At 61.9% G+C, this 19950-nt stretch carries 22 protein-coding genes; 15 read left to right on the top strand and 7 right to left on the bottom strand.

What is annotated here, in order from left to right:
• The first annotated feature begins 33 nt into the window (after positions 1 to 33).
• From trxA to RSE12_01700, 6 genes are all read left to right on the top strand, one after another.
• Positions 34 to 360 (top strand): thioredoxin, encoded by a 327-nt coding sequence (gene trxA / locus RSE12_01725; protein WRH63078.1) that lies wholly within the window; start codon positions 34 to 36, stop codon positions 358 to 360.
• A 96-nt stretch (positions 361 to 456) separates the two neighbouring features.
• Complete coding sequence (gene hslV / locus RSE12_01720) at positions 457 to 1014, top strand: ATP-dependent protease subunit HslV (protein ID WRH63077.1); 558 nt, start codon at positions 457 to 459, stop codon at positions 1012 to 1014.
• Positions 1011 to 2090 (top strand): hypothetical protein, encoded by a 1080-nt coding sequence (locus tag RSE12_01715; GenBank protein WRH63076.1) that lies wholly within the window; start codon positions 1011 to 1013, stop codon positions 2088 to 2090. Before hslV ends, RSE12_01715 begins: the two co-directional genes overlap by 4 nt.
• Complete coding sequence (gene hslU, locus RSE12_01710) at positions 2087 to 3385, top strand: ATP-dependent protease ATPase subunit HslU (GenBank protein ID WRH63075.1); 1299 nt, start codon at positions 2087 to 2089, stop codon at positions 3383 to 3385. The genes RSE12_01715 and hslU overlap by 4 nt, the downstream gene beginning before the upstream one ends.
• A gap of 71 nt (positions 3386 to 3456) precedes the next feature.
• Positions 3457 to 4557 (top strand): alpha/beta fold hydrolase, encoded by a 1101-nt coding sequence (locus tag RSE12_01705; protein WRH63074.1) that lies wholly within the window; start codon positions 3457 to 3459, stop codon positions 4555 to 4557.
• Between the two features lie 52 nt (positions 4558 to 4609).
• Positions 4610 to 5833, top strand: coding sequence for an MFS transporter (locus tag RSE12_01700; GenBank protein ID WRH63073.1), 1224 nt, complete (start codon positions 4610 to 4612; stop codon positions 5831 to 5833).
• Here RSE12_01700 and RSE12_01695 read toward each other — a convergent pair.
• The 3 genes from RSE12_01695 to RSE12_01685 are packed head-to-tail and all read right to left on the bottom strand — an operon-like array spanning position 5830 to position 8128.
• Positions 5830 to 6444, bottom strand: coding sequence for a Smr/MutS family protein (locus RSE12_01695; GenBank protein ID WRH63072.1), 615 nt, complete (start codon positions 6442 to 6444; stop codon positions 5830 to 5832). The genes RSE12_01700 and RSE12_01695 overlap by 4 nt on opposite strands.
• Complete coding sequence (locus RSE12_01690) at positions 6444 to 7463, bottom strand: MltA domain-containing protein (GenBank protein ID WRH63071.1); 1020 nt, start codon at positions 7461 to 7463, stop codon at positions 6444 to 6446. The genes RSE12_01695 and RSE12_01690 overlap by 1 nt, the downstream gene beginning before the upstream one ends.
• Complete coding sequence (locus RSE12_01685; GenBank protein ID WRH63070.1) at positions 7463 to 8128, bottom strand: Tim44/TimA family putative adaptor protein; 666 nt, start codon at positions 8126 to 8128, stop codon at positions 7463 to 7465. The genes RSE12_01690 and RSE12_01685 overlap by 1 nt, the downstream gene beginning before the upstream one ends.
• Positions 8129 to 8286: 158 nt before the next feature.
• Between RSE12_01685 and RSE12_01680 the strand changes: the two genes are divergently transcribed.
• Both RSE12_01680 and secB read left to right on the top strand, forming a co-directional pair.
• A complete protein-coding gene (locus tag RSE12_01680) occupies positions 8287 to 8760 on the top strand; it encodes an FxsA family protein (GenBank protein WRH63069.1) in 474 nt (157 codons plus the stop codon).
• 85 nt (positions 8761 to 8845) lie between these two features.
• Positions 8846 to 9373, top strand: coding sequence for a protein-export chaperone SecB (gene secB / locus RSE12_01675; GenBank protein ID WRH63068.1), 528 nt, complete (start codon positions 8846 to 8848; stop codon positions 9371 to 9373).
• Positions 9374 to 9406: 33 nt separating this feature from the next.
• Here secB and dnaQ read toward each other — a convergent pair whose 3' ends face one another.
• The 4 genes from dnaQ to RSE12_01655 are packed head-to-tail and all read right to left on the bottom strand — an operon-like array spanning position 9407 to position 12126.
• On the bottom strand, positions 9407 to 10111 hold the full coding sequence (gene dnaQ, locus RSE12_01670) for a DNA polymerase III subunit epsilon (GenBank protein WRH63067.1): 705 nt from the start codon (positions 10109 to 10111) through the stop codon (positions 9407 to 9409).
• Positions 10104 to 10697, bottom strand: coding sequence for a dephospho-CoA kinase (coaE, locus tag RSE12_01665; GenBank protein WRH63066.1), 594 nt, complete (start codon positions 10695 to 10697; stop codon positions 10104 to 10106). The genes dnaQ and coaE overlap by 8 nt, the downstream gene beginning before the upstream one ends.
• Entirely contained in the window at positions 10694 to 11533 is an 840-nt protein-coding gene (locus tag RSE12_01660) for a shikimate dehydrogenase (GenBank protein WRH63065.1), read from the bottom strand. Before RSE12_01660 ends, coaE begins: the two co-directional genes overlap by 4 nt.
• Entirely contained in the window at positions 11530 to 12126 is a 597-nt protein-coding gene (locus RSE12_01655; GenBank protein ID WRH63064.1) for a Maf family nucleotide pyrophosphatase, read from the bottom strand. Before RSE12_01655 ends, RSE12_01660 begins: the two co-directional genes overlap by 4 nt.
• Before the next feature lie 431 nt (positions 12127 to 12557).
• On the opposite strand from RSE12_01655, the gene RSE12_01650 reads away from it, so the two are divergent.
• From RSE12_01650 to RSE12_01620, 7 genes are all read left to right on the top strand, one after another.
• The gene (locus RSE12_01650) at positions 12558 to 13007 is read left to right on the top strand and encodes a CopD family protein (protein ID WRH63063.1); all 450 of its coding nucleotides are present in this window, start codon (positions 12558 to 12560) and stop codon (positions 13005 to 13007) included.
• A gap of 151 nt (positions 13008 to 13158) precedes the next feature.
• A complete protein-coding gene (gene rho / locus RSE12_01645) occupies positions 13159 to 14430 on the top strand; it encodes a transcription termination factor Rho (protein WRH63062.1) in 1272 nt (423 codons plus the stop codon).
• A gap of 28 nt (positions 14431 to 14458) precedes the next feature.
• The gene (gene mnmE, locus RSE12_01640) at positions 14459 to 15733 is read left to right on the top strand and encodes a tRNA uridine-5-carboxymethylaminomethyl(34) synthesis GTPase MnmE (protein WRH63061.1); all 1275 of its coding nucleotides are present in this window, start codon (positions 14459 to 14461) and stop codon (positions 15731 to 15733) included.
• An 11-nt stretch (positions 15734 to 15744) separates the two neighbouring features.
• Positions 15745 to 17610, top strand: a complete 1866-nt coding sequence (mnmG, locus tag RSE12_01635) for a tRNA uridine-5-carboxymethylaminomethyl(34) synthesis enzyme MnmG (protein ID WRH63060.1) — start codon at positions 15745 to 15747, stop codon at positions 17608 to 17610.
• A gap of 47 nt (positions 17611 to 17657) precedes the next feature.
• Entirely contained in the window at positions 17658 to 18221 is a 564-nt protein-coding gene (gene rsmG / locus RSE12_01630) for a 16S rRNA (guanine(527)-N(7))-methyltransferase RsmG (GenBank protein ID WRH63059.1), read from the top strand.
• Positions 18214 to 19035 carry a ParA family protein gene (locus RSE12_01625; protein ID WRH63058.1) on the top strand — a complete coding sequence of 274 codons (822 nt, stop codon included), beginning with the start codon at positions 18214 to 18216 and terminating at the stop codon, positions 19033 to 19035. Before rsmG ends, RSE12_01625 begins: the two co-directional genes overlap by 8 nt.
• On the top strand, positions 19035 to 19943 hold the full coding sequence (locus RSE12_01620) for a ParB/RepB/Spo0J family partition protein (protein WRH63057.1): 909 nt from the start codon (positions 19035 to 19037) through the stop codon (positions 19941 to 19943). Before RSE12_01625 ends, RSE12_01620 begins: the two co-directional genes overlap by 1 nt.
• Positions 19944 to 19950: the final 7 nt, after the last annotated feature.

Raw genomic sequence — 19950 nt, 5'->3', positions numbered from 1 at the left:
GGCAGCCGACATTCCATTCAGGAGATATGACAGATGGGCGTTGCGACCGTCGCCGTCACCGATGCCACCTTCGACGCCGAGGTCCGCAAGTCGGACGTCCCCGTCGTCGTCGATTTCTGGGCCGAATGGTGCGGCCCGTGCCGCCAGATCGGCCCCGCGCTTGAAGAGCTTGCCGTCGAATATGCCGGCAAGGTCAAGATCGTGAAGGTCAATGTCGACGAAAACCCCGACAGCCCGGCCCAGCTTGGCGTTCGCGGTATCCCGGCCCTGTTCCTGTTCAAGGACGGCCAGGTCGTTTCCAACAAGGTCGGCGCAGCACCCAAGGCCGCGCTGGCAACCTGGATCCAGTCGGCAATCTGATTTCTTTGCTTCATGCTTCAAAAGGGCGGCCCTTTTCGGCCGCCCTTTTCCTTTTCCCTCTCTCATGCCCATATGGGACAAAGACAGGAGGCCCCGATGTCCGACGACAAGTTCCCCGGCTGGCACGGCACCACCATCCTTGCGGTGCGCAAGGGTGGCGAAGTGGTCGTCGCGGGCGACGGTCAGGTCAGCCTTGGCAACACCGTGATCAAAGGCACCGCCCGGAAAGTGCGCCGCCTTTCCCCGGGCGGGCGCGATGTCATCTGCGGTTTTGCAGGCTCCACCGCCGATGCCTTCACCCTGCTGGAACGGCTTGAGAAAAAGCTTGAGGCAGCCCCCGGCCAACTCGCCCGCGCCTGCGTCGATCTGGCCAAGGATTGGCGGATGGACAAGTACCTCCGTAACCTTGAGGCCATGCTGATCGTCACCGACGGGCGCGATCTGTTTGTCATCACCGGCGCGGGTGACGTGCTGGAACCCGAACATGACGTCGCCGCCATCGGATCAGGCGGCAACTTCGCGCTCGCCGCCGCGCGCGGGTTGATGCACGCCGACCTCCCCGCCGAAGACATCGCCCGCAAGGCGATGGCGATTGCCGCGGATATCTGCGTCTACACCAACGGCAATCTGACGGTGGAACGGATCAGTGCATGAGCTTTTCCGTTGAAGACCTGCGCGCCGCTGTCGCGGCTGGTATTCTAAGCGAAGCGCAGGCTGCTTCCGTCACCGCGCTTGCCAACGACCGCGCCGGCAAACGCGCGGGCCTCCCGGCCGAGGATGAACCGTTCGAATTCTTTCGCGGCTTTTCCGAGATCTTCATTTCCATCGGGCTTTTCATCCTTCTTGTGAGCATCGTCTTCCTGATGATGTTCATTGGCTCGGGCATCCTGCTTTCTGCCATCCCCTTGCTAACAGCCATCGTCGCTTGGTGGCTTGCTGGCTATTTCACGCTACGGCGCCGCATGACGCTGCCGTCCATGCTGCTGGCCACGGCCTTTGGCGTTGGTCTACTGTCATGCGTCTTCACGCTCTTGGCCCCAGAGTTTGCAGACAGGCGGGTGGTGGCGATCCTTGGGTTCGGCCTGGCCACCTTGGGTATGATCGGCTGGTATCTTCGGTTCCGATTGCCCTTTGCCGCCTTTCTGACGGGGTTCTCGGCGCTAGGCCTGATTTACTCCGTCACCGCGACGGCCGAAAATATGGCGGGGGTGGTCGCCAACGGCGTGTTTGGGGATACCGGTATCGAATCCTTTTTCGATCTTGCCGAAAGCCCGGTTTTTGCCACCGCCACACTGCTGTTCGGGGTCGGGGCGTTTCTGGTTGGCATGTGGTTCGACACCCGCGATCCCTATCGTTTGGGCCGCCACTCGGCCACGGCCTTCTGGTGCCACCTCCTCGCCGCCCCTGCGTTGGTGAATACCGTCGCAATCACGCTGATGAACGGCGCCGGGACGTGGCTTCTTGCCGTGGCGCTGGTCTTCGTCACCCTTCTCGCGCTCGTGATAGACCGTCGCAGCTTTCTGACCGCAGCGATCATCTATTTCGCCATCGTCATAAGCTGGATGATGGGCGAAGGGCGCGGCATCACCCCGATCCTTGTCCTGCTTATCCTCGGCTCCTTCATCGTCGCCATCGGCACCTGGTGGATCCAGCTCCGCGCCGCCATCATGCGCATCCTGCCCGATTTCCCCGGCAAATCCCGCCTCCCGCCTTATGAGAGCACAGAATGACCAACCTCACCCCGCGCGAGATCGTCTCGGAACTTGACCGTTTCATCATCGGCCAACGTGATGCAAAGCGGGCCGTGGCCGTGGCCCTGCGCAACCGTTGGCGGCGCAAGCAACTGGGCGATGACCTGCGCGATGAGGTGTATCCCAAGAACATCCTGATGATCGGCCCTACCGGCGTGGGCAAAACCGAAATCAGCCGCCGCTTGGCAAAACTCGCTCGCGCGCCCTTCCTCAAGGTCGAGGCCACCAAGTTCACCGAAGTGGGCTATGTCGGCCGCGATGTCGACAGCATCATCCGCGATCTGGTGGATGCCGCCATGGTCGACACCCGCACCCGTATGCGTGACGACGTCAAGGCCCGCGCCCAGAAAGCCGCTGAGGAACGCGTGATCGAAGCACTGGCCGGCAAAGACGCGCGCGAACAAACGCGCGAGATGTTCCGTGGCAAGCTGAAACGCGGCGAGCTGGATCAGACGGTGATCGAACTGGAAATCCAGGACACCGCCACCCCCATGGGGATGTTCCCCGGCGGCAACGGGATGGAATTGCAGATGCAGGGCCTGCAAGACCTGTTCAAGGCCTTTGGCGGCCGCGCCACCCGCAAGAAGATGACCGTGGCTGAAAGCTATGACATCCTCATTGGGCAAGAGGCTGACAAGCTTTTGGATGATGAGGCGGTCAAGGCCGCCGCTCTGGAAGCCGTGCAAGAAAACGGCATCGTCTTTCTGGATGAGATCGACAAGATCTGCGCCCGGTCTGATGCACGCGGCGCCGATGTCAGCCGCGAAGGCGTGCAACGCGATCTGTTGCCCCTGATCGAAGGCACCACCGTTTCCACCAAATACGGCCCGGTCAAGACTGACCATATCCTGTTCATCGCCTCAGGCGCGTTCCACATCGCCAAACCGTCAGACCTGCTGCCCGAACTTCAGGGCCGCCTGCCCATCCGCGTGGAACTCCAACCCCTGACCGAAGGCGATTTCGTTCGCATCCTGACGGAAACCGATAATGCGCTGACGCGGCAATACTCTGCCCTGATGGCCACGGAAGAGGTGACCGTCACCTTCACGGAAGACGGCATCGCAGCCCTTGCCCGCATCGCGGCCGAGGTGAATGGCAGCGTCGAAAACATCGGCGCGCGGCGGCTTTACACCATCATGGAACGTGTATTCGAAGAACTTTCCTTCACCGCACCCGACAGATCGGGTGACCGAGTGACGGTCGATGCGGGGTTTGTGGAAACCAACGTGGGTAAGCTGGCACGTTCGGCGGATATTTCCCGCTACGTCCTGTGACACCACGCGCGGGCTTGACCGGCGCGTCGTCTCACCCGATCACTGATGCAACGATTTGAAGGACCAATCCGTTGCGCCCCATCGCTTTGCTGTGTCTGGTGTTGGCGATCACCGCCTGCACGCCGCGTGGAACCATGGTGGTGGTTCCCCCTGAAACGGCCGAGGGGCCGATTTCCACCGTTTTTGTCGGCACCACCCGCGGGCTGGAAGGCACTGGCGTCTTTGGCAGCGGTCGGTCCGAAGAGATGCGCTTTGCCCGCTATGACGTGGCCATCCCGCCGCAGCGACAGGCGGGCGAAATCAAATACGCCAAGCCGCGCAATGCCAATGTGTCCACCGATTTCCTGACCACCGGTCAGCGCATCTATGCCGCCGATGCCGATTTCAAATCCGATCTGAACACGGCACTCGCCGCCAATGGGCGCGAGGCGATCATCTTCGTCCACGGCTTCAACAACACTTTCACAGAAGGCCTCTATCGCATCGCCCAACTGCGCCATGATCTGCAAATTCCGGGCGTTGCGCTGCATTACTCCTGGCCCTCGGCTGCGGAACCTTTGGGCTATGTCTATGATCGCGATTCCGTCGTTTTCGCGCGCGACGGGTTGGAAGACCTGATCCGCGAAACCGTCGCCGCCGGGGCCACCCGCATCACCCTTGTCGCCCATTCCATGGGCAGCTTCCTGTCGATGGAGGTGTTGCGCGACATCGCCCTTCGCGACGGGCGCGTCATGCCGCAAATCCGCGGCGTGGTCCTGATCTCGCCCGATATTGATGTCGAGGTGTTCCGCATGCAGGCCAAGGACATCGGCACCCTGCCGCAACCTTTCCTGATCTTCGGCTCGGATCGTGACCGCGTGTTGCGTCTTTCGGCGCTGATCACAGGGCAAAGCGGGCGTCTCGGCTCGCTCGACTCTGTCGAGCAGCTTTCCGATCTTGAGGTGACCTATCTCGATGTCGGTGCCTTCTCACAAGGATCCGGTCACTTCGTCCCCGGAACCTCGCCCGCGCTGATTCAGCTTCTGGGTCGCATCGACGATGTGGATCAGGCCTTTGGCAACGATGCCGCGGGCCGCCCCGGCCTGTTGCCCGGCGTTATCCTGACCGCGCGCAGCGCAACGCGTGTGATCCTGGCCCCGGTGGCAGAGATCACAGGCAACACGCTGAACTGAACCTGTCGCAAACAGGATGGGCATTCCCGGCAGGGGATGCGATGAAAGGGGTATGCGCTTTCTTCCCTTTCTGCGTGCCAACGCGCCCTTTCTTTTCGCAGGTTTCCTGCTGTCCTTCCTGTCGGGCTTTGGGCAGACCTATTTCATCTCGGTCTTCGCCGCCGAAATCCGCGAAACCAACGGGCTGGGGCACGGCGAATGGGGCGCGCTTTATGCCGCCTGCACCATGGCATCGGCCTTTGTCATGCTGTGGTCCGGCTCACTGACCGACAGGTTCCGCGTTCGCCACCTTGGCACTGCTGTTCTGGCGCTTCTTACACTGGCCTGCCTGCTCATGGCCACCGGCCCGACCGGGTGGCTTCTGCCTGTGGCCATCTTTGCCCTTCGCCTTTTCGGGCAGGGGATGGTGGTCCAAACCGCAGGCGTCGCAATGTCGCGCTGGTTCGTCGCCTCGCGCGGGCGGGCGCTGGCCGTGGCCGCCCTTGGCTTTTCGGTGGGCGAGGTGGTGATGCCGCTTGGCTTTGTCTGGCTGAAATCGTTCCTGCACTGGCAAAGCCTGTGGCTTGTGGCGGCGCTGGTCATCGCGATCAGCCTGCCGGTGATCTGGCGGCTTTTGCGGCTGGAACGCACCCCGCAATCCATCGCTGCTGAGAATGACGCCCCCGGCATGGGCAACCGCCACTGGACGCGCGGCGACATGCTGCGCCATCCGCTGTTCTGGTGCGTGCTGCCCGCGCTAATCGGGCCGCCATGTTTCATCACCGCCTTCTTCTTTCAGCAGGTCCATCTGGCCGAGGTGAAGGGGTGGTCCCATCTTGGTCTTGTCGCCACTTTCCCCGCCTATACCGCCGCCTCCGTCACCGCCATGTTTGCAGGGGGCTGGGCACTGGATCGTTGGGGAACCGCGCGACTGATGCCGGTCTATGTCCTGCCGCTGGGCCTGTTCTTTGCCATCTTCCCGCTGATCGACACCCTGCCCTTTGCGGCGCTGGCGATGGCGATCATGGGCCTGACCGGTGGCGCGCAACTGACCGTCTCTATGGCCTTCTGGGCGGAATTCTACGGCACCCGCCACCTTGGCGCGATCCGTGCGGCGGTCGCATCCGCCATGGTGCTGGCCACGGCGATCGGTCCCGCACTTTCCGGGCTGCTGATCGACAGGGGCTATCCGCTCACCGCGCAGATGCCGCTTTACGCTGCGTGGTTCCTGATGGCCTCAACCCTGCTGTTCTGGCGCATCCGCAGCGACCGGTCGGCGCTGCCCGCCCGCGCCTAACGGCGGCGCAGATACACGTAATAGGCCCCCGCGCCGCCGTGTTTCAGATGCGCCTCGGTCACCTGCAACACCGCAGGCCCCAAGGGCGGCATCCTCAGCCATTGCGGCACCTGATGGCGCAACGCGCCCATCCGCTGCGGGATCGGCCCCCAATCCTCGCCCCGCTTGCCCTTGCCGGTGATCACCAGCACCAACCGCAACCCGGCCGACTGCGCGTTCAGGATAAAGCGGATCAGTTCGGGATGCGCCTCGGCCAATGTCATGCCGTGCAGATCAATCCGCGCCTCGGGCGCCAGCTTGCCACGCACCATGCGACCATGCTGCTTGGCATCCATCTGCAAGGGCGCGTCCCGCAACGCTTCGCCCAGCGACGGGGCCAGATCATGCGTTTTGGCCACGCGCGCCTTCTGGCCCAACCGGAACGGCTCCAGCCAGCTTTTCGGGATCTCCGCCTCACGCGCAGGTTTCGCTTCGGTCAAGGGATGCGGATGAACCGCGCCCTCGATCCGGTTCACGGCGGCCTTTGCGCGGGGATGCATCGGCCGCGCCGTGCGTGCCACAGCCTGCCACAGTTCTTCTTCCTCGGGGCGCAGCGTGCGGCGGCGGCTCATCACATGCCGTCCGGCAACATCGCATAGGCGCGGTCAATCGGCAGCAAAACCACCATGCGACCGCCATCCTTCACCGTGCCCGCTGCATCCCCCGCTGCGGGGCCGGTGCCATAAAAGATGTCCGCCCGCTGCGGCCCCTTGATCGCACCGCCAGTGTCCTGCGCCACCATCAGGCTGCGGATCGGCTTGGCCCCATCCTTTTCCACCCAGACCGGCGCACCCAACGGCGTATAGGCCGGATCAATCGCCACGGACCGGAACGCCGTGATCGACCGCCCCATCGCCCCAATCGGGCCCTTTTCCGCCGGCACCTCATTCACCGTGCGAAAGAACACATAAGACGGGTTGATGTTCAAAAGTTCCGCCCCGGCCTGATTGCGAACATGGGCCGCAATCTCCTGCGCGGAAACCTGATCCATGCTGTGCGTGCCGCGGCGCACCATTTCCTGCCCGACCGACCGATAGGCATGGCCATTGCGCCCGGCATATCCCACGCGCACCACCGCGCCATCGGGCATGCGGATACGCCCCGACCCCTGCACCTGAAGGAAATACACATCCACCGGATCATCCAGCCAGGCCAGTTCCAGCCCCCGACCGCGCAGGATGCCGCGCTCGATCTCGGCCCGCGTGTGAAACACCTGCCCATCGCGCAGTTCCGGCGGACGGCGATAGATGGGCCAGGCAAAGCGCGGCGTGCGCACCGGCGACCCTTCCAGCTCTGGCTCATAATACCCGGTGAACAGCGCGGGCGGCGCGCCGATCACGACAGGGCGAAAGAACAGCTCGAAGAACTGCCGCGCCCCTTCGGCGCTGTCACCCGCATCTTCCGCCAGCCTGCACAGCGGCACCCAATCGGATTCGTCCAGCAAGCCGCAGGTTTCCCGGAAAGACGAAAGGGCGGCCCGATGGTCATCGGCCGCCCATCCCTCCAGATCGGCAAATCGCAGAATTTCGGCATGGCTGGGCACGGTCATCATCGCGACCGCCATCATAGCCGCTGCCAGGGCCGAACGCATCAGTCTCCGGTGGCGACAAGTTGCCAGTTGGGATCGTTCGATCCCATCTTGCGGGCAAAGGTCCAGACATCACGCTGCCGCTTGATCTCGTTCGGGCTGCCTTCGATCACCACGCCGTTGGCATCCTTGACCACCGAGGTCAGCTCACCCACGAAACGCACCGAAACCTCGGCCTCACGCGTGTCGCGGTCAAAGGTCGCGTCATGCAGCGCCAGTTCGCGCAGGCCAACGAACGTCGCCTCAACCGTCAGGCCCTGTTCCACGCGCAGGCGGATCGCCTCATCAAAGGTGGCGGCCACTTCCGGCGACAGGAACGATCGGACCTTGTCCACCTCACCCTTTTCATAGGCCATGAGGATCATCTCATAGGCACCGCGCGCGCCGGACAGGAATTCCGATACGTTAAAGCCCGGCTCAGCCAGCTTCATCGACCCCAGCGCCTTGGCCGCATCCGTTCCGTCTGCAACGTGATCGGTGATGTCGCGGTCCGGCCCGCCTTCGATCACCTCGAAATCCCGGCGCGGCTTGGCGGCGGGACGAACTTCGTCCAGCGGGATTGGCGGTTTTTCAAATCCTTCCCGTGTTCCCAACACGGAACGCAGCTTCAGAATCAGGAAAACGGCGATCCCGGCCAGAACAAGCAGCTGGATCAGGGAAGAGCTCATTGGTACCTCGAATGTGCGATGCCACGCTTTGGCAGGGGCTGTGTTTCAACATGTCTTGGCGGCAGGGGTTGGTATCTGCCATGCTGCGCCCTTATGTAGGGTTCATGGCCGCCCCTGTCTACGGCACGCCCCCTGATTTGCCTTCAAGGACCGCTCCGATGCCCGTTTTCGCCCTTCTTCTGGCCTGGCCGCTGATCGAAATCGCACTTTTCGTCACCATCGGCGGGGCGATCGGGCTTTGGCTGACGCTTCTGGTGGTCATCGGCACTGGTTTCCTTGGCATCACGCTGTTGCAACGGCAGGGCCTGCGCAGCGCCGAACGTCTGCGCCGGCAGATGGATCAGATGCGCGATCCGCTGGGCGCAGCGGGGGACGGGGCACTGCTTGCCCTCGCGGCGATCCTGTTGATTTTGCCCGGCTTCCTGACCGATTTCCTCGGCGCGCTGCTGCTGATCCCCCCGTTTCGCCACCTGCTGATCGCGCAGATGGCGCGGCGTTTCGGCGTTGCGTCAATGCGGTCTGACCAACCCGCCCGCCGCAGTGACGGCATCGTGATCGACGGCGAGTTTGTCGAAATCGAACCCGATCCCAACCGCCCGCCCACCCAACCGTCCGGCTGGACGAGGCATTGAGGCAGCGCCACCTTCCTGCTAGGAACGCCGTCAACCCCGGGGCCAACCCCAGGACGCCCCCAAGGATTGACGAGGAGTGACAGGAATGGCCGACGAAACCACCGCCCCGAAACCCGAAGCCGCGACTGACGCCGCACAGCCGCAAGTCCGGATGCAGGTTCTGGCGCAGTTCATCCGCGACATGTCGTTTGAAAACATGGTGGCCAAAAAGGGCATCTCGGGCGCCGATGTGCAGCCCGATATCCAGGTCGCCGTCAGCCTGGACGCCCGCAAGCGCCCGGCCGACCACCAGTATGACGTGATCTCGAAATATCGCTGCACGTCAAAGAACAAGACGAACGGCGAAACGCTGTTCCTGCTTGAAGTCGAATATGGCGCGATCTTCCATGTCGAAGGTGTGCCGGAAGAGCAGCTTCACCCCTTCCTGCTGATCGAATGCCCGCGTCTGGTGTTCCCCTTTGTGCGCCGCATCATTTCCGACGTGACGCGCGATGGTGGCTTCCCGCCGCTGAACATCGACACGGTCGATTTCGTGACACTCTACCGGCAAGAACTTGCCCGCCGCGCTCAGGCGGCGCAGGCCGCACAGGCATCGGCCACCCCGATCAACTGATCTGATCCTGAATTTTCCGGAAAAGCGCGCCCCTCAGGCGCGCTTCTTCCATATCGCCCCATCGCCCAGCTTGGCGACAAAAGCCGCATGTCGGGCGGCCTCGTCTTCACTGATCCGGGGCGGCAATGGGGCAGGGCGAGGGCGGGGGCGCCACACCTCATCCGCGCCGGTCCGTTGCTGGCCGGATGGCTGATTGTTGGATGCAGCCGACAGCCCAAAATCCGGCTGCCGCCCGCCCACCAGTTCCAGATAGACCTCGGCCAGAATTTCGCTGTCCAGCAGCGCCCCATGCTTTTCCCGCGCCGAATTATCCACCCCGAACCGGCGGCACAGCGCATCGAGCGAGGCAGGCGATCCCGGAAACCGCTTGCGCGCGATCATCAGCGTATCCACCGCCCGGTCATTGGGCAGGCCGGGCAGGCCCGCCCATTCCAGTTCGGCATTCAGAAACTTCATGTCAAAGGCGGCGTTGTGAATGACCAGTTTCGCATCGCCGATGAAATCAAGAAACGCCTGACCCACCGCCTTGAACACCGGTTTGTCGCGCAGGAAATCATCGCCCAGACCATGCACCTCAAACGCCTCTTTCGGCATACCGCGTTCGGGATTGATGTATTGGTGATAGGTGCGGCCCGTGGGCAGATGATTGAACAACTCCACCGCCCCGATCTCCACGATGCGGTGGCCCTCGGTCGGTTCAAAACCGGTGGTTTCGGTGTCCAGAACGATCTCACGCATGGTGGGTTTTCCGTATGTAGGCAATCAGCGCGCGCACAGCGGCGCGGGCCGCATCGACGCTTAGGGTTTCAATGATATGCGTCGCCCGCGCGCGTTTGTCAGCATCGGGCATCTGGCGGGCGAGAATTGTGGCGAACTGCGCCTCGGTCATGCCGGGGCGGGCCATCACCCGCGCGCGCTGCACCTCAGGCGGGGCGGTGACCAGCAGGGTTGCGTCCATCTCGGCCTCGGATCCCTTCTCAAACAGCAGGGGAATATCCAGCACCACAATATCAGAACTGGCCCCGTCCAGAAACGCCGCTCTGTCCGCCGCCACCAGCGGATGCACCACCGCCTCGATCCGTGCCAGCGCAGATGCGTCCCTGGCGATCCAGTCCTTCAGCGCAGCACGGTTTATCCCGCCGTCGCGCAGTGCCGCCGGGCAAAGTGCCGCCAAAGGCGCGACCGCCGCCCCGCCGGGCGCATAGAGCCGATGTACCGCGGCATCTGCATCCCAGACGGGAATGCCTTCTTCCAAGAACATCGCTGCGGTGGTCGATTTGCCCATGCCGATAGACCCGGTCAGGCCAAGACGAAACGGCCTCATGCCGCCATCACCGCGGCGCGCGTCGCCTCATCCACCTCGGGGCGCTGGCCGAACCAGCGTTCAAATCCGGGCGCGGCCTGATGCAGCAACATGCCCAAACCATCCACCACCGTGGCGCCGCGCTCCTCAGCTTCGATCAGAAACTGGGTCTTCAGCGGGGTATAGACCAGATCGGTCACCAAAGCCTGCGGCGACAGCGACCCCAGGGGCAGAACCAGATCGGGTTTGCCCGTCATGCCCAGCGATGTGGTGTTCACAACCGTGGCCGCGCCGTCGATCATGGCATCGGCCTGCACCCATTCCTGCACATGCACCTTGGCCCCGAAATCCGACCGCAGCGCATCCGCACGGGCACGGGTCCGGTTGGCAAGGCGAATTTCCGGCACGCCCACTTCGATCAGCGCCGCGATCACTGCGCGCGCGGCGCCGCCCGCACCAAACACGGCCGCCGGGCCGCTGGACGGCACCCAGTGTGGCGCGTTCTGGCGGAGATTGGCGATGAACCCCGCACCGTCCGTATTGTCGGCCTGAATCTTCCCGTCCTTGCGAAAGATCAGCGTATTCGCCGCCCCAATCAAAGCGGCACGATCCGAGATCACATCCGCAATCTGAAGGATCGCCTCCTTATGCGGGATCGTCACATTCGCGCCGACAAACCCCATTTTGGGCAGCGTGCGCAGCACTGTGGCAAGATCGGCCTGCGCCACATCCATCGGGATATAGAACCCCTTGATTCCATAGCGTTTCAGCCAATAGCCATGCAGGGCAGGTGACCGGCTATGCGCTATGGGCGATCCGATGACAGCGGCAAGCGGGATGCGGGGATGGTCGGTCATGCCGGAATGAAACCCCGCTGTCCAAGATGGTTCAAAAGCGGAAGAAGCGGCAGGCCGAGAACGGTGAAATAATCGCCCTGCACATCAGAGAAAAGGCGCACACCTTCCGCTTCCAACTGATAGCAGCCCACCGAATGGCGGACCTCGTCCCAGTTTCGCTCCAGATACCCTTCAAGATACTCGTCCGAAAACACACGCATCGTCAGCCTGACCTCCCCCACATGCCGCCAGACGGGCTTTGCCTGCTCATATAACACGACCGCAGAGATCAGCCTGTGACTTTTGCCACGCAGCGCCATCAACTGTGCCCGCGCTGCATCAGACGTTTCCGCCTTGCCCCAAACCTGGCCTTCGAACTCCAACACCTGATCGCAGCCGATCACCACTGCATCAAGGTGACGTTCGGCCAGCTTGCGCGCTTTCATCTCGGCCAGCGCATCCGCCACATCGCGCGGCTTCGCCCCCTCCGCCTCCAGCGCGGCGCGGACCTGATCTTCGTCGATCCGTGCGGGTAACGCCTCTGCCTGCACCCCGGCCTGTGCCAAAAGCTGGCGGCGGATGGGCGAGGCAGAGGCCAGGATCAGGCGGGGCATGATGATCGGTCCTTGGGGGTGAAGCTGTGGACAGTCTCTTTTTGTTCCGGCTGCGCGATTGTGGCCAGTTTCGACACGAACGCCCGGCCACATCACGCCGGGGGATAGTTCGGGCAGATGGGGCGATTTGTCCACCTGTGGGTTTGAATTTCCAAAGGCTGGGGATGGGCGGGAAAGTGGTGCAATGCCGACCAACCGCCTGTGGACAAGTCAGCAAGGAGATTTTTCATAATTTATTGTTTATATTCAATTTATTTCAGTCCGCTGTTCTGAGCGAAGCGTTTTCCCTGATCCATCCACAGCCTGCGCCCTGTGGAAGAAAGCAGGGATGACAACGTGAATTCCGTTGTCCACAGGGCCTGCATCATCATTCTCTCTTAGATTCCTTATTGATAAGAAGAAGAGGTAAAGACCGAAACACGGGTGAAACGATGGGCGATTTTCTGGCGAACTGGTATCCTTGGATCAAATCGTTGCATGTGGTTTCCGTGATCGCCTGGATGGCCGGGCTGTTCTACCTGCCACGTCTGTTCGTCTATCATGTCGAGGTTGTGGGATCAGGCAATCCGACGGATACGCTGTTCCAGACGATGGAACGGCGGCTTTTGAAAGCGATCATGAACCCGGCGATGATCGCCACCTGGATCTTCGGCCTGGCGCTGGTATTCACACCGGGCATCGTAGCGTGGTCGGAAATCTGGCCTTGGCTGAAGGCGGTTTCCGTTCTGGGAATGACATGGTTTCACATGTGGCTTGGACTGCGCCGAAAGGATTTCATGGCAGGTGCAAACACCGTGACCGGGCGGCAGTACCGCATCATGAACGAGGTTCCGACGTTGCTGATGCTGGTGATCGTCTTTTCGGTGATCGTGAAGTTCTGACCGCCAGGCAGGCCCTGTTCTTGCTGCAAGATTGACTTTCAGGCCATCGCCGCTTAAGTGCGACGGTGCAGGGCCGTCCGGCCCACCGCATTTCCCGTTTCCATACTGGCGAACCCGTGCAGCTGCACGGCGCTTCAGGACATATCCGCACATGACGACCGAACGCCTGAACCTTTCCGACCTCAAGGCCAAGACACCTGCCGATCTTCTGGCCATGGCCGAAGAGTGGGAGATCGAAAACGCCCCTTCCATGCGGAAGGGCGAGATGATGTTCCAGATCCTGAAGGAACATGCCGAAGAAGGGTTCGAGATCGGCGGCGATGGCGTTCTGGAAGTGCTGCAAGACGGCTTCGGCTTCTTGCGCAGCCCCTCGGCCAACTATCTGCCCGGTCCGGATGATATCTATGTCAGCCCCGAAATGATCCGCCAGTTTTCGCTGCGGACAGGGGATTCCATCGAAGGCGTGATTCAGGCCCCGCGTGAAAATGAGCGGTATTTCAGCCTGGTGAAGGCCACCAAGATCAACTTCGATGATCCCGAACGCGCCCGTCATAAGGTGCATTTCGACAACCTGACGCCGCTGTATCCCGATGAGCGGCTGAAGATGGAGATCGAAGATCCCACGATCAAGGACCGTTCGGCCCGGATCATCGATCTGGTCTGCCCCATCGGCAAAGGCCAGCGTGCGTTGATCGTCGCCCCGCCGCGGACGGGTAAGACGGTTCTGTTGCAGAACATCGCCCACAGCATCGCGACGAACCACCCAGAGATCTACCTGATCGTCCTGCTGATCGACGAACGCCCCGAAGAAGTGACCGATATGCAAAGATCGGTGAAGGGCGAAGTCGTGTCGTCAACCTTTGACGAACCGGCAACGCGCCATGTGGCCGTGGCCGAAATGGTGATCGAAAAGGCCAAGCGGCTTGTGGAACACAAGCGCGACGTCGTGATCCTGCTCGACTCTATCACCCGCCTTGGCCGGGCATTCAACACCGTCGTTCCGTCCTCGGGCAAAGTTTTGACCGGTGGCGTGGATGCCAACGCCCTGCAAAGACCCAAGCGGTTCTTTGGCGCGGCCCGGAACATCGAAGAAGGCGGATCGTTGACCATCATCGCCACTGCGCTGATCGATACCGGCAGTCGGATGGACGAAGTGATTTTCGAAGAATTCAAGGGCACCGGAAACTCGGAAATCGTGCTGGACCGCAAGGTCGCCGACAAGCGCGTGTTCCCGGCCATCGACATTCTGAAATCCGGCACGCGGAAAGAGGATCTTTTGGTCGACAAGGTCGATCTGCAAAAGACCTATGTCCTGCGCCGCATCCTGAACCCGATGGGCACGACGGACGCGATCGAATTCCTGCTGACAAAGCTGAAACAGACAAAGTCGAATTCGGAGTTCTTCGATTCCATGAACACATAAGTGTTCTGAATCAAAGGGTTATATCCTAATGGATACGATCTATGCCTTGGCCAGCGCGCGCGGCAAGGCCGGGGTGGCGGTGTTGCGCCTGTCCGGCCCGGCGGCGCATGACGCGGCGGTGATGCTGTGCGGTGACCTTCCCTCGGCGCGGCGCGCCTCTTTGCGGCGGCTTGTCTGGAACGGGGTAGAGCTGGATCAGGCCCTTGTTCTCGTCTTTCCGCAGGGGGAAAGTTTTACGGGTGAGCCATCGGTAGAGCTGCACCTGCACGGGTCGCTTGCTGTGGTGCAATCGGTGATGCGCGTCTTGTCCGGCATGCCCGGGTTGCGCTTGGCCGAACCGGGTGAGTTTACCCGGCGGGCGCTGGAAAACGGGCGGCTGGATCTGGCCCAGGTCGAGGGTCTGGCAGACCTGATCGATGCCGAGACAGAGACGCAGCGGCGGCAGGCGCTGCGGGTTCTGTCCGGAGCCATTGGCCGGCGGGCAGAGGAATGGCGCAGAAAGCTGATCCGTGCGGCCGCGCTGATCGAAGCGACAATCGATTTCGCCGATGAAGATGTGCCGGTGGATGTAACACCAGAGGTGATGGACCTGACACATGATGTGCTGGTGGATCTCCGGCGCGAAGTTGCCGGGTCGCATGCAGCAGAGCGGATTCGTGACGGGTTCGAAGTTGCGATCGTGGGTGCGCCAAATGCGGGGAAATCGACGCTTTTGAATGCCTTGGCTGGTCGCGATGCGGCGATCACGTCAGAATTCGCTGGAACCACGCGCGATGTTATCGAAGTGCGCATGGATATCGGCGGGCTGGCCGTTACCTTGCTGGACACGGCCGGACTGCGCAAAACGGCGGACCCTGTTGAACAGATCGGCATCGAACGCGCGCTGGAGCGGGCAAAGTCCGCGGACCTGCGGGTTTTTCTGGAAAGCGGTGAGGATGCTCCGGGGATTATGCCGATGCCCGACGACATTACGCTGCCTGGCAAGGCAGATGTCACGGGCAAGGGCGTTTCCGGCAAGACGGGGCAGGGCGTGCCGGAACTGATTGCGGCTATCGGTGAACGGCTTCTGGCGCGCAGCGCCGGTGCCGGGCTTGTTACGCGTGAGCGGCATCGACTGGCCATTGAACGGGCGATCGGGGCTATGGAATCGGCGCGGGTTGAGATAGAGAAGGGCGCAGCGCGGGCAGAGCTTGCGGCTGCGGACCTGCGCATCGCCATCCGCGCCCTCGAAGCTCTGGTCGGCAGGGTGGATGTGGAAAATCTGCTGGATGAGATTTTCTCCAGCTTCTGTATCGGAAAGTAAGGACGTTTCACGTGAAACAGTTTGATGTCATCGTCATCGGCGGCGGCCATGCCGGATCAGAAGCGGCCGCTGCGGCGGCGCGCATGGGGGCACGGACCGCCCTGGTCACGCTGCGCGCGGATGCGATCGGGGTCATGTCCTGCAACCCGGCGATTGGTGGCTTGGGCAAAGGCCATCTGGTGCGTGAGATTGATGCATTGGATGGCGTCATGGCGCGCGCGGCAGATAGCGCGGGCATCCAGTTCCGGCTGCTGAACCGCCGGAAAGGCCCCGCAGTGCAGGGCCCCCGCGCACAAGCCGACCGCAAGCTTTATCGGCAAGCCATGCAGCGCCTACTGTCCGCAGAACCGCTGCTTCAAGTTGTCGAAGGGGAAGTGATCGATCTGATCCGCAGCGCCGGGCAAGTGACGGGCGTCATTCTTCAGGATGGCAGCCGGATTGATGCGGCGGCGGTCATCCTGACAGCGGGCACATTCCTGAACGGCTTGATCCATATCGGCAATCAACAGCAACCCGGTGGCCGGATGGGGGATCGCCCTGCGGTTCCCCTTGCCATGCGGCTGGCTGAGATGGACCTGCCGCGCGGGCGCCTGAAAACCGGCACACCACCGCGACTGTCGGGCAAGACGATCGACTGGGACAGGCTGGAAATGCAGCCCGGCGATGAAGACCCGGTTCTGTTTTCCTTCCTCAGCACGGCACCCGAAGCCCGCCAGATCAGCTGCGGCATCACGCATACGAACGAACAAACGCATGACATCGTCCGCGCCAATCTTGATCGCTCTGCAATGTATGGCGGCCATATCGAAGGCGTGGGTCCTCGCTACTGCCCGTCGATTGAAGACAAGGTCGTGCGCTTTTCCGACAAGACCTCGCATCAGGTTTTCCTTGAACCTGAAGGGCTTGATGACGACACCGTCTATCCCAATGGTATCTCAACCTCGCTCCCGACTCAGGTGCAGCAAGACTATGTCCGGTCTATTCAGGGGCTTGAAAATGTTACAATTCTCCAGCCCGGTTACGCGATCGAATACGACTATTTCGATCCGCGCTGTTTGCGACATACGCTAGAACTGCGCGATTGCCCCGGCTTGTACTTCGCGGGCCAGATCAATGGGACAACCGGCTATGAAGAGGCCGCCGCACAGGGCCTTGTTGCCGGTTTGAACGCGGCAGCACGGGCATTGGGTCGCGATCCGATCACATTGTCCCGGACCGACAGTTACATCGGTGTGATGATCGACGATCTCCTTAGTCGGGGCGTGACCGAACCCTATCGGATGTTCACGTCCCGCGCGGAATTCCGCCTCGCTTTGCGCGCCGACAACGCCGATCAACGCCTCACGCCAATGGGCATTGCCCTGGGCTGCGTGCGCGATCCCCGGGCGCGCGCCTTTGAACAAAAGACCGCGCTGCTCGCCCAAGCACGCACAATCCTCGATTCGCGGCGCCTGTCGTCCAAGGACCTTGCGGGATCGGCAATCACCGTAAGCCAGGATGGCGCGCGGCGCAGCGGCTATGATCTTCTTGCCTTTGGTGAAGAAGCGCGTCCCGCTGTAGAGCTGCTTTTTCCCGACTTTGCCGCGATGCCCGCGCCGATCCGCGAACAAACCGCCATCGACGCGCTTTATGCGCAATACCTCCACCGTCAGGAACAGGACGCACGTCTTCTTCAGCGCGAGGAGGAAACAGTTCTCCCGGACGATCTGGATTACGCGGCAATGCCTGGGCTCTCTCACGAACTTGGCGTCAAACTCGCGCGCCAACGCCCGCCCACACTCGCCCATGCTGGCCGGATCGAGGGAATGACGCCAGCCGCACTGACGCTTATCCTCGCCCATCTGCGCAAGGCGCAGCGCAACAAGGCCAGCGCATGACGGTCAATGCGCTGCCCGACGGTGTTTCACGTGAAACGCTGGATCGGTTGGAACGGCTTGAAACGCTGCTGGCCAAGTGGAATCCAGCGATCAACCTCGTCTCAAAATCCACTGTCGAAAAGACTTGGGATCGCCACATCCTTGATTCCGCGCAGCTTTTCAACCTTGCTCCGGCAACGGCCCGGCAATGGGTCGATATGGGCAGCGGTGGCGGCTTTCCCGGTCTCGTTATCGCCTGCCTCGCCGCAGATCTGCGTCCCCACCTGTCGATCACGATGATAGAGGCGGATCAGCGAAAGGCCACTTTCCTGCGTCAGGCAAGCCGTGATCTTGGCGTCAACCCAACGATTCTTGCGAATCGAATCGAAACGACACCCCCACAGAACGCAGATGTCCTGTCTGCCCGCGCCTTGGCGTCTTTCCCTGTGCTACTTGGTTTTGCGCAAAGTCATCTCGGGGCAGGGGGCATCGCCCTGTTTCCAAAAGGCGCAACCTGGCGAGACGAGGTTGCAGAAGCCCGCAAAGACTGGCACTTCGACATCACGCCCCATTCCAGCGCCACCGATCCTCAGGGTGCCATACTTGCCGTGAAAGCCATCACCCATGTCTGACCCCAGCCGCCCGAAACAGCCACGCATCATCGCCATCGCCAATCAAAAGGGCGGCGTCGGCAAGACGACGACAGCTATCAACCTTGCCGCTGCGCTGGCAGAAATCGGTGCACGCGTTCTGCTGGTGGATCTCGATCCGCAGGGAAACGCCTCAACGGGCCTCGGGGTTGATGCTGTACAGCGCAAGGTCACAACCTATGACCTCCTTCTTGATGACGCCCCGCTCGATTCGGTGATCCAAAAGACCAACATCCCCGGCCTGCTGATCTGCCCCGCCAATGCCGATCTGTCCTCGGCCGATATTGAACTCGTCGCCAATGAAAAGCGCAGTTTCCTGCTGCACGATGCCCTGCGCCAGCCAGCGATTGATCAATACGCGCTCGATTTCATCCTGATCGACTGCCCCCCTTCGCTCAGCCTGCTCACCGTCAACGCCATGATTGCCTGCCACTCTGTGCTGGTGCCGCTGCAATCTGAATTCTTCGCCCTCGAAGGCCTGTCGCAACTGATGCTGACGGTGCGAGAGGTGCGTCAGACCGCAAATCCCAACCTCCGGATCGAAGGTGTAGTGCTTACCATGTATGATGGCCGCAATAGGTTGAGCCAGCAGGTCGAAACCGACGCGCGCGAAAACCTCGGCGATCTGGTGTTCAAGACCATCATCCCCCGCAATGTCCGCGTGTCCGAAGCGCCAAGTTTCGCTCTTCCGGTCCTCGCCTATGACTCGGCGTCGAAGGGGAGCGAGGCCTACCGCGCCCTCGCCGCCGAACTCACCGCACGCCACCCGCTCGACCGCACCGAGGAGCACGCCTGATGGAAAAGAAACCCGAACGCCGCAGCCTTGGCCGTGGACTTTCTGCCCTGATGGCCGATGTCAGCGTCGAATCCGATCCCCAAACCCCGGATCGCCCCCGCCGCGCCGATCTGCTGATCCCGGTCGAAAAGCTGGTCCCCAACCCAAACCAGCCCCGCCGGGATTTTCAGCCCGAAGCGTTGCAGGAACTCGCTGCGTCCATCCGCGCCAAAGGCGTTATTCAGCCGCTGATCGTGCGCGCCATGCCGGACGGCCGCTTTGAAATCGTCGCCGGCGAACGGCGCTGGCGTGCTGCGCAACTGGCGCAACTGCACGAACTGCCCGCAATCATCCGCGATTTCACCGACTCCGAAGTGATCGAAGTCGCCATCATCGAAAACATCCAGCGCGCCGATCTGAACGCAATCGAAGAAGCGCTCGCCTTCCGTCAGTTGATGGAACGCTTCGGTCATACACAGGAAAAACTGGCCGAGGCGCTGTCGAAAAGCCGCAGTCACATCGCCAACCTCCTGCGCCTTCTCAATCTGCCCGAAGATGTGCAAGTCTTTGTTCGTGAAGGGAAAATCTCGGCAGGCCATGCCCGCGCCCTGATCACGGCCCCCAATGCGTCGGAACTCGCGCGCCAGGTTATCACGCGCAACCTCTCGGTTCGCGAAACCGAAGATCTCGCCCGCAATCCGGCGAAAAAGGGCACGGGCAAGGCAAGCGGCCCGCGCGGTAAATCCGACAAGGACGCCGATACCCGCGCGTTGGAGAATGACCTGTCCGCCAATCTCAACATGCGGGTGACGATTGATCACGGGACGGCGGGGGATGGTGGGGCGCTGACGATCCGCTACCGCACGCTCGACGATCTTGATCTGCTCTGCCGCGTGCTGTCGCTCATCCCCCGCGACGTGCCAAACTAAGGCGGGC

This window comes from Fuscovulum sp., assembly GCA_035192965.1.
Classification (GTDB): Bacteria; Pseudomonadota; Alphaproteobacteria; order Rhodobacterales; family Rhodobacteraceae; genus Paragemmobacter.
Note: the sequence above shows the minus strand (reverse complement) of the source record. Positions and strands in the feature narration are given on the sequence as shown.